The sequence below is a fragment of the Mesorhizobium sp. M0590 genome (assembly GCF_040320905.1).
In the GTDB taxonomy this organism is placed as follows: Bacteria; Pseudomonadota; Alphaproteobacteria; order Rhizobiales; family Rhizobiaceae; genus Mesorhizobium.
The window spans coordinates 103,178-114,796 of the sequence record NZ_JAMYQN010000012.1 but is presented as its reverse complement, the minus strand read 5'-3'; the positions used below and the strand labels follow the sequence as shown (position 1 = coordinate 114,796).

General features: G+C 62.7%; 12 protein-coding genes and 1 other RNA gene. 2 read left to right on the top strand and 11 right to left on the bottom strand.

The features are described from left to right. Positions 1-28: 28 nt before the first annotated feature. From NKI52_RS20555 to NKI52_RS20535, 5 genes are all read right to left on the bottom strand, one after another. Positions 29-1,546, bottom strand: coding sequence for a DegQ family serine endoprotease (locus NKI52_RS20555; protein ID WP_352575150.1), 1,518 nt, complete (start codon positions 1,544-1,546; stop codon positions 29-31). A 146-nt stretch (positions 1,547-1,692) separates the two neighbouring features. Beyond that, complete coding sequence (gene hflC, locus NKI52_RS20550; RefSeq protein WP_352699303.1) at positions 1,693-2,655, bottom strand: protease modulator HflC; 963 nt, start codon at positions 2,653-2,655, stop codon at positions 1,693-1,695. Beyond that, positions 2,655-3,749 (bottom strand): FtsH protease activity modulator HflK, encoded by a 1,095-nt coding sequence (gene hflK, locus NKI52_RS20545; RefSeq protein ID WP_023676693.1) that lies wholly within the window; start codon positions 3,747-3,749, stop codon positions 2,655-2,657. The genes hflC and hflK overlap by 1 nt, the downstream gene beginning before the upstream one ends. A gap of 162 nt (positions 3,750-3,911) precedes the next feature. Next, positions 3,912-4,430 (bottom strand): dihydrofolate reductase, encoded by a 519-nt coding sequence (locus tag NKI52_RS20540; protein ID WP_023676694.1) that lies wholly within the window; start codon positions 4,428-4,430, stop codon positions 3,912-3,914. Further along, complete coding sequence (locus NKI52_RS20535; RefSeq protein WP_352699301.1) at positions 4,430-5,440, bottom strand: DUF4424 domain-containing protein; 1,011 nt, start codon at positions 5,438-5,440, stop codon at positions 4,430-4,432. Before NKI52_RS20535 ends, NKI52_RS20540 begins: the two co-directional genes overlap by 1 nt. Positions 5,441-5,581: 141 nt before the next feature. On the opposite strand from NKI52_RS20535, the gene cobF reads away from it, so the two are divergent. Next, positions 5,582-6,355 carry a precorrin-6A synthase (deacetylating) gene (cobF, locus tag NKI52_RS20530; protein WP_352680226.1) on the top strand — a complete coding sequence of 258 codons (774 nt, stop codon included), beginning with the start codon at positions 5,582-5,584 and terminating at the stop codon, positions 6,353-6,355. Between the two features lie 33 nt (positions 6,356-6,388). Here the strand turns inward: cobF and NKI52_RS20525 are convergent, their stop codons facing one another. The 6 genes from NKI52_RS20525 to NKI52_RS20500 all read right to left on the bottom strand — a co-directional run bounded on the left by NKI52_RS20525 (position 6,389) and on the right by NKI52_RS20500 (position 10,938). Then, entirely contained in the window at positions 6,389-6,730 is a 342-nt protein-coding gene (locus NKI52_RS20525; protein ID WP_023676697.1) for a winged helix-turn-helix domain-containing protein, read from the bottom strand. A gap of 81 nt (positions 6,731-6,811) precedes the next feature. Further along, positions 6,812-7,924, bottom strand: a complete 1,113-nt coding sequence (gene modC, locus NKI52_RS20520; protein WP_352699298.1) for a molybdenum ABC transporter ATP-binding protein — start codon at positions 7,922-7,924, stop codon at positions 6,812-6,814. Continuing rightward, positions 7,921-8,625 carry a molybdate ABC transporter permease subunit gene (gene modB / locus NKI52_RS20515; protein WP_023676699.1) on the bottom strand — a complete coding sequence of 235 codons (705 nt, stop codon included), beginning with the start codon at positions 8,623-8,625 and terminating at the stop codon, positions 7,921-7,923. The genes modC and modB overlap by 4 nt, the downstream gene beginning before the upstream one ends. Positions 8,626-8,640: 15 nt before the next feature. Next, the gene (modA, locus tag NKI52_RS20510; RefSeq protein ID WP_352699296.1) at positions 8,641-9,432 is read right to left on the bottom strand and encodes a molybdate ABC transporter substrate-binding protein; all 792 of its coding nucleotides are present in this window, start codon (positions 9,430-9,432) and stop codon (positions 8,641-8,643) included. Positions 9,433-9,718: 286 nt separating this feature from the next. Beyond that, positions 9,719-10,513 carry a thymidylate synthase gene (locus NKI52_RS20505; protein ID WP_023676701.1) on the bottom strand — a complete coding sequence of 265 codons (795 nt, stop codon included), beginning with the start codon at positions 10,511-10,513 and terminating at the stop codon, positions 9,719-9,721. 113 nt (positions 10,514-10,626) lie between these two features. Continuing rightward, positions 10,627-10,938 (bottom strand): DUF2853 family protein, encoded by a 312-nt coding sequence (locus NKI52_RS20500; protein WP_023676702.1) that lies wholly within the window; start codon positions 10,936-10,938, stop codon positions 10,627-10,629. Positions 10,939-11,100: 162 nt separating this feature from the next. Between NKI52_RS20500 and ssrA the strand changes: the two genes are divergently transcribed. Continuing rightward, positions 11,101-11,456: a transfer-messenger RNA gene (ssrA, locus tag NKI52_RS20495) on the top strand. Positions 11,457-11,619: the final 163 nt, after the last annotated feature.

Here is an 11,619-nt window from a genome sequence, read left to right as displayed (position 1 = left end):
GATCAGAGTGTTGCAGGCTCTTCCGGACTCAATCCATCCGGATTGTCACAAACCTCAGCTCGCCGGTCTTCGACGCCAGCATCAAAAGCGCGTTCTTGCGCCCCTGCTCCTTCAGCGCGCCGATCCGGTCCATGACGTCCTTGGGCGTTGCGACCGATTCCTGCGCGATCTCGGTGATCACTTCGCCCGGCTGGATGCCGCGTTCGGCAGCCGCCGAATCCTTGGAGACGTCGGTCACGACGACGCCGGAGACGTCGGCGGCAATGCCGAACTTCGTGCGCGTCTCCTCATTGAGCTCGCCGATCGTCATGCCGAGCACGGCAGCCGTCGAAACCGCAGGCGCCTTGTCGGCATCGTCCTGGTCGGTGTTGCCGTTTTCACCGCCGCTGGCAAGCTTTTCGCCGTCCTCGAGCCGGCCGAGCGTCACCTTGACGGTCTGCTCGACCCCTTTGCGCACGATGATCACGTCGACCGCCTTGCCGACCGGGCTCTCCGCCACGACGCGCGGCAGGTCGCGCATTTCATGGATGTCCTTGCCGTCGAATTTGATGATGACGTCGCCGGCCTGGATTGTGCCGTTGTCGACCGGCCCGCCCTTGATGACGCCGGCGACCAGCGCGCCCTTGGCGGTCGCCATGCCCAGGCTTTCGGCAATGTCGTCGGTCACCGGCTGGATGCGCACGCCGAGCCAGCCGCGCCGCGTCTCGCCGAACTGGCGAAGCTGGTCGACGACGCCCGAGGCAAGCTGCGACGGGATCGAGAAGCCGATGCCGATCGAGCCGCCCGATGGCGAGATGATTGCCGTGTTGATGCCGATGACCTCGCCGCTGCTGTTGAACAGCGGTCCGCCGGAATTGCCGCGGTTGATCGCGGCATCGGTCTGGATGAAGTCGTCATACGGGCCGGAATTGATGTCGCGATTGCGTGCCGAGACGATGCCGACCGTCACCGTGCCGCCGAGACCGAACGGATTGCCGATCGCCATCACCCAGTCGCCGACACGCATCGTGTTGGAATCGCCGAACTTCACCGCCGTCAGCTTGTGCCCTTTCGGATCGACCTTCAGCACCGCGACATCGGTCTTGGTGTCGGTGCCGACCAGCGTCGCCTTGAGCGTCACCCCATCGGAGAAATTCACCTCGATGTCGTCGGCATCGGCAATGACGTGGTTGTTGGTCACCACGATGCCCTGCTCGGCGTCGACCACGAAGCCGGAGCCCAGCGACTGCACCTTTTGCCCGCCGCCGCCCTTGTCGCCGCCACGGTTCTTGAAGAAATCGTCGAAGAAGTCCTGGAAGGGCGAGCCCTCCGGCAGCTGCGGCATCGGCACTGCGCCCGGCCCCTCAGTGCCTTTAACAGTCTGCGACGTCGAGATGTTGACCACGGCGCCAAGCAGGCCGGCGGCGAGATCGGCAACCGAGGGCGGCCCGTCGGCTGCCATCGTCGGCGCCACGAACGACGGAACGGCAACGGCGCCGACCAGAAGCGCAGCGGCCCCGGCGATGAACGTCCGCCTCGCTGCACGCAGAAGGGTGGTGGATGTCATCGAAAGGCCTCCGGGTGTTCTGAAAAAAAACCGCTTCGGCAAAAATGCCGGTCCGCGTCATGTTGGCAAGAAATAAGGCACGTTTGCGGCTATGGCTACCGCCAGAGAATAAATCCTCTGTTACGCCGGCTATCCCTGCACCGGCCCTACTGGCCGGTGCTTGGCTGCGCTGCCGGTGGGGCGGGAGCGGCAGGTGCTGGCGCTGGTGCCGCCGGTGCCACAGGCGTTTCCTTGCTGTCCGGGTCGCGGAAGAAGCGGAAGAACTCGGAATTCGGCGACAGCACCATCGTCGTTCCGGCGCTGTTCAGCGCCGTGCCATAGGCATTCATCGACCGATAGAAATCGAAGAAGGCCGGATCGCGCTGATAGGCCCCGGCAAACGTGGCACTGCGCTGGGCTTCACCTTCACCGCGCAGGATTTCAGACTCTTTTTGCGCTTCGGCGACGATTTCGACCACTTCGCGGTCGGCGCGAGCCCTGATCCGCTGCGCTGCCTCATTGCCTCGTGCCCTCAGCCGCTCGGCTTCGGCGAGACGTTCGGCCTTCATGCGATCGAAGGTCTGCTGCGAGACTTCGACCGTGAGATCGGTGCGGCGGATGCGGACATCCTCGATCTGCAGGCCAAGCGAGGTGGCATCGGGCCTCAGCTGATCGCGCACCTCGCGCATCATCACCGCGCGCTCTTCCGAGAGCGCCGCTTCGAAGTCGCGCAGGCCGTAAACGCGGCGCAAGGCGGCGTCGAGACGCGTCCTAAGCCGGGCCTCGGCCAGTTCGATCTGGCCGGACACCGCGGCGCGGAACACGCGCGGATCCGAGATACGATAGGCGATAAAGGCATCGACCTCATAGAACTTGCCGCCCGAAACCTGGACGCGGATGTTGTCGAGGTCGAAGCGCAGGACCCTGTTTTCGATCAGCTGGACGGTGTCGGCATCGAAGAAGGAGAATGGCGCCTTGAAATAGATGCCCGGCTGGTTCTTGACGTCGACGATTTCGCCGAACCTGAGCACCAGCGCCTGCTGGCGCGCATTGACGACGAAGACCGACGAATAGAGCAGGAACAGGATGACCGCGGCGATGACCGCAATGACGGGAAGACGGTTGGCCATCACTGGTTTCCTCCGGTGGCCGGTGCCGGCGCCTTCTGCTGCAATGCCGGCAGCGGCAGGTAGGGAACGACCCCTTGCCCGTTGCCTTGCTCGACGATGACCTTGCTCGAATCCTTCAGCACCCGCTCCATCGTTTCCAGGTAGAGTCGCTTGCGCGTCACCTCCGGCGCCTTGGCATATTCGTCATAAACCGAGATGAAGCGCTGCGCCTCGCCTTCGGCCTCCTGCACGACCCGGTTTTTGTAGGCGGCCGCGTCTTCGCGGATCTGTGCGGCCGCACCGCGTGCCTGGCCGAGCTTCTGATTGGAATACTGATTGGCCTGCTCGACGAACTTGTCCTCGTCCTGCTCGGCGCGCTGCACCTCGTCGAACGCGTCTGCCACCTCGCGCGGTGGCGCGGCGTCCTCGATCGAAATGGCGTTGACGTTGAGGCCGGCCTTGTAACCGTCCAGCGTCGTCTGGATGATCTCACGCACCGACGCCGCGATGCCTTGCCGGTCGTCGCGGAAAATGTCTTGCGCCGGGCGCCGGCCGACCGCTTCGCGCATCGCGCTTTCGGCGACCTGCTGCAGCATGCCGTCCGGGTCGGACACGTCGAACAGATAGGCCTTAGGATCGGAGACCTGATAGGCCACAGAGAACTGCACATTGACGATGTTCTGGTCGCCGGAAAGCATCAGGCCATTGCCGCTGGAACTGCCGCCGCCGATACTGACAAGCTGCTCGGCGATGTTGGCGGTCTCGACCGTTTCGATGGGCCACCAATGGAAATGCAGGCCAGGCTGCGACAGCTCCGCCTTCGGCTTGCCGAACCTGAGTTCCACCGCAACTTCGTCGGGCTGCACGGTGTAGACCGCCTTGAACGCCCATAGCACCACCAGCGCCGCGGCAATCAGCCCGAACACGGCAGGGCTCGCGCCACCGCCGCCCGGCAGCGCGCGCCGCAACCTGTCCTGCCCGCGCCGGATGATATCCTCGAGATCGGGAGGCGAGCCCTGCGGGCCGCTGGGTCCTTTTGGTCCCTGACCCCAAGGCCCCTGATTGTTGCCGCCGCCCCACGGGCCGCCGCCGCCGCTCTTGTCGTTCCAGGGCATGAATGTCCTTTCGCTTGGAATTCCCTCAAGCGCCGGCTCACCGGCGCAAAATCCAATATTATTATTCTATAGGGATGCAGCGGCACGCTTTCAACGCGATCGGCTGCCGCCACTGTCCGCCTTTTGGGTCCATCTAGACCTGTCGCGACCCCTTTGTCGCCTTCAATGCACGTCGCGGCGCCGCTCGTAAACCGAATAGCGTGTCGCATGGCTGTCCTTTTCGCCAGCCTCCACCTCCTGTGAGCGGACGATCCGCCACAGCGCCGGATCGATCGGCGGGAAATGGGCATCGCCGTCGACCGCGGCCAGAACATGGGTCACGTGCAGCCGATCGGCCAACGGCAGCGCCTGAGCGTAGATCTCGCCGCCGCCGATGACGCAGATCTCGTCGGCGCCGGCCATGCAGCGCCCGCGCACCGTCGCCAGCGCGATTGCGTCCTCGATCGAGTGCGCGACTTCGACGCCCTCGGCGCGCCATGCCCTGTCTCGTGTCACCACGATGTTGAGCCTGCCCGGCAATGGGCGGCCGATGCCTTCATAGGTCTTGCGGCCCATGATGATGGGCTTGCCCATCGTATCGGCTTTGAACCGCTTGAGATCGGTGGACAGCCGCCACGGCAACCCACCCTCGCGCCCGATCACGCCGTTCTCGGCGATGGCGACATAAATCGCGAGGTCCATCAGCCGCCGTTTCCGCCATCGGATGGCTCCAGCAGCAATATGTCGATATCGTGCTCGGGGTAGAAGTTCTGCGCCTTCATCTCGAACGTCGTCGGTCCGATCTTCCTGACGTTTTCGCCGCAAAACGAGACCAGGTTCTTCGCATCGCCCTTGTCGACGGTCAGCTTGAAACTGCCGATGTTTCCCGACGCCCAGTTGCCGCCCGTGGTCAGGATATAGGCGATGCGGTTCTCGAAATATTTGGGGTAGCCGTCGGGATCGTCCTTGGCTGCCTTGCGCACGGCATTCTCGAAGGCATCGTCCATGCAGTAGCGTGTCTTGTAGGCGGCATACTGACCCTGGAACTGGCCGTCATAGAAGAAGCTGACCGAGGAGGTGCCGCCGACGCTCGGCTTGTAGCGATGCGAGACATGGACCGCCTTGTTGGCCGGAAACGTCGAGCGCCACCAATAGGTCGAGCGCAATTGCCAGAACGGCGTATAGACGGTCATCATGCCCGAACCGTCGTCGGCAGTGTCCTCGATGATGATGCCGCGGTTGACCCAGTCGTCGGCGACCGCTTGCGGCAGCCTTGCCAGCGCCGCCTTGGCCGCATCGCCGAACGGATAGAACGGCACGCCCTGCGCCTTCAGGTCAGCGCCGATGTCGATGCCGAGCGCGAACACCTTCTGCTCGAGTTGCGGCTTTGCCGGCACCCCGTCGATCGTCACTTCGAAGCCGAGGAAATTGTCGCTCTGCGCCTCCGGAATCGCCGGTATTTCTTCGGGGTCGCCTTCGATGTCGGGCATCGGAAAGGCGACGATCGCATCGACATCCTTGTCGGTGTTGTTGCGGAAGACGTAATCGACCATCACTTTTTCCGGCGAGATGTAGAGATCCTCGCTTTCCATCGCCACCGCATCGCTGCGCGAAAGGATCAGCCCACCGGTGCCGAGTTCGGCGACCGAATCATTGGCGAGCGCAGGCGTAGCCGAGAGCGCCAAGGCTGCGGTCAGGACGTAACGGAACATGGAAACTCCCCCGGCGAGAATGCCAATATGACTCTAGCTGTTCAATATGGCGTTTCAAAGCCTTTCGGCAAATGCGCCGGCGCCTGCCGGCATGTCGTGTCGGTCTAGACACGCCGGTCCCGATCGGGCAGGAGTTCGCCCATGCGCAAGCTTCTCGTCATCGGCATCGGCGCCGGCAATCCGGAGCACATGACGGTCCAGGCCATTAACGGTCTCAATCGGGCCGACGTGCTGTTCATTCCCGACAAGGGCGCCAAGAAGAACGATCTCGCCGAATTGCGCCGCCAGATCTGCGACCGCTTCGTCATTAATCCGAACTCGCGCCGTGTCGAATTCGAGGTGCCGGTGCGCGCCGAGCCGGCGCCTTCCTACCGCTCGACCGTCGACGACTGGCACGAGGCGATCGCCGCGATCTACGAAGGCCTGATCCGCGACGAACTCCCTGAAGATGGCTGCGGCGCCTTCCTGATCTGGGGCGATCCGTCGCTCTACGACAGTGCGCTGCGCATCCTCGAGCGCGTGCGCCTCAGAGGCAATGTAGCGTTCGAGCTGGAGGTCATCCCTGGCATCACCGCCATCCAGGCACTCGCAGCCAGCCATAAAATGGCATTGAACCGGATCGGCGACGCCATTTTGATCACCACCGGCCGCCGGCTCGCCGAGGAAGGTCTGCCCGAAAACGCCGGCAGCACCATCGTCATGCTGGACGGCAAATGCGCCTTCAACACGCTGGACGACAACGACGTCACCGTCCACTGGGGCGCCTATCTCGGGACGCCCGACGAGATCGTCATCTCGGGCCGGATTGGCGACGTCGGCGACAAGATCGTGAGCACCCGTGAGCAGGCCCGCCGGAAAAAAGGCTGGATCATGGACACCTATCTGCTGCGCAAGCCGGGCGAGCCTAAGAAGTAACAGGGATCACACGCGGCATGAATTCCGCCGGCGTCACGCTGCGTCGATCTCGGCCTGCAGCGCCTCCATATGCGCCGCCGCTGCTGAAGACGCAGCCCGCTCGATCGCGCGGAAGCGGCTGACCACAGCAAGCCCGACCGACGTCAACTGGGCGCCACCGCCTTTTTTGCCGCCCGTCTGTGCCGCAACCAGCGGCTTGCCGAACACGCGGTTCATGTCTTCGACCAGATCCCAGGCGTGCTTGTAGGACATCTCCATGCCGCGTGCCGCGGCCGAAATCGAGCCGAAGGCGGCGATCTGTTCCAGAAGCTCGATCTTGCCCGGTCCGATGCGGCCATCTGGATCGAGATTTATCCGCAAACTCAGCGACGGCATTTGCTCCTCCGCGGTCACGCTATTCTACAAGTTCTGCAGCGATACCGCTATTCCAAAACGATATAGCGAATCATCGGCCGTTCACTCATCCGCCTCGGCGGGCAGGCCGGCGCCGGTATTCGCCCGGTCGAAGCTCACCGTCTTGACCACGGCGAAGACCTGTCGACCAAGCCGAAGCCCCAGTGTCTGCCGCGACTGTTCGGTGATGCGGGCAAGCACGGTTGCGCCATTGCAGTCGAGGCCAATCTCGACCGTAGGCCCTTCGCCCGGCTCTATCGCCACGATCGTGCCCGGCAATATGTTGAGCGCGCTGAGGCCAACCGGCTGCTCGGTGGCGATCATCACGTCGCGGGCACGGATGCGGACGCGCACCGGCGCACCGGCTGGCGTTGCCAGAAGCGGCACCCGGATATCGCCCGCCAATGAGCCTAGCACCGTCATGCCAAAGGCTTCGTCGTGGCGCAGAACCGCGGTATCCAGCACGGCACCGCCCTCGCCGCGCTCTTCGGCCGGCAATAGATCCAGACGCTGCATGATCGCTCCGGTCGGACCGGAAGCGGCGACCTTTCCTTGCATCAGCACCACGACGTCGCTCGCCAGCCGCGCCACTTCGGCGATCGAGTGGCTGACATAGACGATCGGGATTTTCGTCTCGTCGCGCAGCCGCTCGATATAAGGCAAGATCTCGGCCTTGCGCCCCTCGTCGAGCGAAGCCAGCGGCTCGTCCATCAGCAGCAATTTCGGACTGGCAAGCAGCGCCCTGCCGATTGCCACACGCTGCTTCTCGCCACCGGAGAGTTTTGCCGGCCGCCGGTCGAGCAAATGGCCGATCCCGAGCAGTTCGACCACGCCATCGATATCCGCGTAACGCTGAGCAGCCGGCGTGAACCAGCGGCCATAGCGCAGATTGCTCGCCACGCTCATATGCGGAAACAGCCGCGCATCCTGGAACACCATACCGATCCGCCGTTTGTGCTTCGGCACGAACAGACCGGCATCGCTATCGACCAGCACGCGGCCCTCTGCCGCGATACGACCTTTGTCGGGGCGGATCAGCCCGGCAATCAAATTGATCAGCGTCGTCTTTCCGGAGCCGGAAGGCCCGAACAGCGCAGTCAGCCGCCCGGCGCTTTCGAAGCGGGCATTGACGGTGAAATCGCCAAGCCGGTGGCTGATGTCGACCTGAACCGTCATTCGATGTCCATCCGCCGGCCGACGCGCCGCGCCAGCACTTCCGAGGCAACAAGTGCCGCCATCGAGATGACGATCGAGATCAGCGTCAGCCTGAGCGCGCCGGCGTCGCCGCCGGGAACCTGCGTGAAAGTGTAGATCGCCGACGGTAGCGTCTGCGTCTCGTTCGGAATGTTGGAGACAAAGGTGATCGTCGCGCCGAATTCGCCCATCGCCTTGGCGAAGGAGAGGATCGCACCGGCGATCAGGCCGGGCAGGATAAGCGGCAGCGTGATCGTGCCGAATACCCATAGCGGATTGGCGCCGAGCGTGCCGGCGGCCGCCTCGATTTTGCGGTCGACGGCCTCGATAGACAGCCGGATGGCCCGCACCATCAGCGGAAAGCCCATCACGCCGCAGGCGAGCGCGGCGCCAGTCCAGCGGAAGGAAAAAACGATGCCGAAATGTTCGGCCAGGAAAGCGCCGGCCGGACCACGTTTGCCGAAAGTCAAAAGCAGCAAATAGCCGGTCACCACCGGCGGCAGGATCAGCGGCAGATGCACCAGACCATTGAGCAGCGTCTTGCCCCAGAACTGGCCGCGGGCAAGCACAAGAGCGATCAGAATGCCCGGCGGCAGGCTGGCAATCATCGCCACGGTCGCCACCTTGATCGACAGCCGGACCGCATTCCATTCGTCGGGAGCGAGATCCAGCAGCCAGTTCATGTGCGGTGCCGTACGTCAGTTGCTCGGCGCGAGGATTGTAAAACCTTGCGCCTTGAAGAGTTCGCCAGCCTTGGCGGATTGCAGGCATTTCAGGAATGCCGGGGTATCCCTGCTCTTCGAATCCGCAAGCTGGGCGACTGGATAGATGATCGGCCGATGGGTACCCGCGGGGAAAGTGCCGACCACCTTCACGCCAGGCTCCGCATGCGCATCCGTGGCGTAGACGATGCCGAGTGCTGCCTCGCCGGTCGATACCAGTTTTAGAGCGGCGCGGACATTCTCGGCCTGCGCCACCTTGCCTTCGACCGAAGACCAGACACCGAGCGATTCGAGCGCCGCCTTGCCGTATTTGCCGGCTGGCACTGCCTTGACATCGCCCATGGCAAGTTTGCCGTTACCGACCAGCCCGGCAAGATCGAAACCCGTTTCGATCCTGGTTTCAACCTTGGAATCCCGCGGCGCAACCAGCACGATCTGGTTACCGAGCAATTTCACTTCGGTGCCGGGCTTGGTCAGCTTCCTGTCGGCAAGATATTTCATCCAGTCGAGATCGGCCGAGATGAACAGGTCTGCCGGCGCGCCGCTTTCAATCTGCCTGGCCAGCGCCGAGCTCGCCGCGTAGGAAATGGTCGCCGCCTCGCCGACATCGGCCTCGCAGGCCTTGTTGACGGCATCGAGCCCATCCTTCAGGCTCGCCGCGGCAAACACGACCACCTTGTCATCGGCATGGGCCGCCGGCACCGCGGCCATCAGCATGGCGGCGAGACCCGCGATGGCAATCGTCGTCGAACCTTTGCGCGCCAGCATGAAACTCTCCTCGTCTCAGAACGCCCGAAGCCGTCCATCGATATATCCATGTGAACATAACAAGGAAAGGCTCTTTACCGCCGACGGCATTCTGAGCTGAGGTTTTCCCGGCCTGCGATAATCTTCGTTGGATACAGCGGTACCGAGGCCGAAGGAAATATTCACATGAAAATCAGCGACCAGGGATTGCGCGTCAAGTCGACGTCGGCCAATCAAGATGGATGCTGACAACGCCCGAAGGCGCAGCCGCAGTAGGCAATGTCGACATGCACGGTCAGCTATGGTGCTAGACCGCGATCGGCGCCTTGATCGTCGCGTCGGCGAAATAGTTCTCGAGCCGGAAATCCTCGAAGCGGAAGGCAAAGAGATCCTTCACCTCGGGATTGATCCACAGCGTCGGCAACGCCTTGGGCGTGCGCCGCAATTGTTCGCGCGCCTGCTCGAAATGGTTCGAGTAAAGATGCGCGTCGCCGAGCGTGTGGATGAAATCGCCGGGTTTCAATCCGGTCACCTGCGCCACCATCAGCGTCAGCAACGCATAGGAAGCGATGTTGAACGGCACACCGAGAAAGATATCGCCCGAACGCTGGTAGAGCTGGCAGGAAAGCTTGCCTTCCGAAACATAGAACTGGAACAGGCAGTGGCAGGGCGGCAAGGCCATGGCCTCCACCTCGGCCGGGTTCCACGCCGAAACGATCAGCCGCCGCGAATTAGGATTTTTGCGTATCTCCTTCAGAAGATTCGCAATCTGGTCGATGGCGCCGCCATGGCCGTCCGGCCACGACCGCCATTGTTTGCCATAGACCGGGCCGAGATCGCCGTTCTCGTCGGCCCACTCATCCCAGATCGAGACGCCGTGATCGTTGAGATATTTGATGTTGGTGTCGCCGGCCAGGAACCACAAAAGCTCGTGGATAATCGACTTCAGGTGCAGCTTCTTGGTGGTGGTGACCGGAAAGCCGCGGGCCAGGTCGAAGCGCATCTGGTAGCCGAATACCGAGCGCGTTCCGGTGCCGGTGCGGTCGCCGCGATCGGCGCCGTTTTCCAGCACATGCTTCAGAAGGTCGAGATACTGGCGCATCGGCTCCGGTCCGATTCGGGTTGTCAGCCATCATAGCCGAATGACCGTCGGCCGAACACAGCAAAGCGAGACGATTCCAGCAGAAGCCTCACCAGCACCGGCGGCGAGGTTGCTCAGAGCGAGCCGAGCATGCCCAGATCCTTGGCGACGAGGTAATAGAATGTCACCCGGCTCTTGCTGTTGTCGGCCGCCATAGCCTTGCAGGTCTTTTCGATAGCCGCATCCGCCTTGGCACCGTCGGTGACGCCGAGCTTGCCGGCGACCCAGCTGTTCCTGACGCGCTTCAGTTCCTCCGGGTCGGTGCAGGACACCAGCGAGGAATCGCGGTTCCTGAGCGCGATGCCCAGATGCTTGACGATCTTGGCGACCGCGTCGGCATCCGCCGCCGCATCATATTTCTTTACGTCTGCGAGATAATCGGCCATCGAATTTCCCCTCGTCGGCGCCACGGGATCCGGTCAGTGAGGATCGTGGCGCGCTGCCGCAAGTATGCGCTAGGTCTCCTCACCGCCACAAAGCTTCGGTTGAGACCGGCTGCAAGTCAACCCCTTGATGATCCACTTTGACACGGACGAAAGTGGCATTCCGGCCTTTCATTTTCCACCGTCAGTCCCTATATTCGCCTCGTCGGCTCGACCGACTATGGCGATAAACAGGCGATGAAATAAGCCGTTCGGACCCGGGGGCGGTACCCGGCGCCTCCACCAAAAACCGCTGCTCAGGAGCGGCTTTTGCTGGGGGCGAAATAGGATCGACGAAGGTGTAAAGATCGTACTTTTGCCCGGCATTGTACCACCGTTATCGGGCTAAACTTATAGTTGCCAACGACAACTATGCGGAAGCACGTCTCGCCGCGTAAGCGGTGCGATAGCTTCAATTCAAGCCCTAGTGGTTCGCACTTCTAGGCGGGGTTCGGAGGTACCTGGCAACAGAAACCTCCATTTCTCCCTCTCGACATATGCAGAAGCAGGCCCCGCCGGCCGGGCTTTCATGTGCCCTGACGGGTCCAAAAAACCCCTGTCTTCATACTTCCCCATCCAATCCATGGATCAGAAATGCGAAACGATTCCAATCGGTTTTTCGTGCTGACCGGCGGTCCGGGCTCA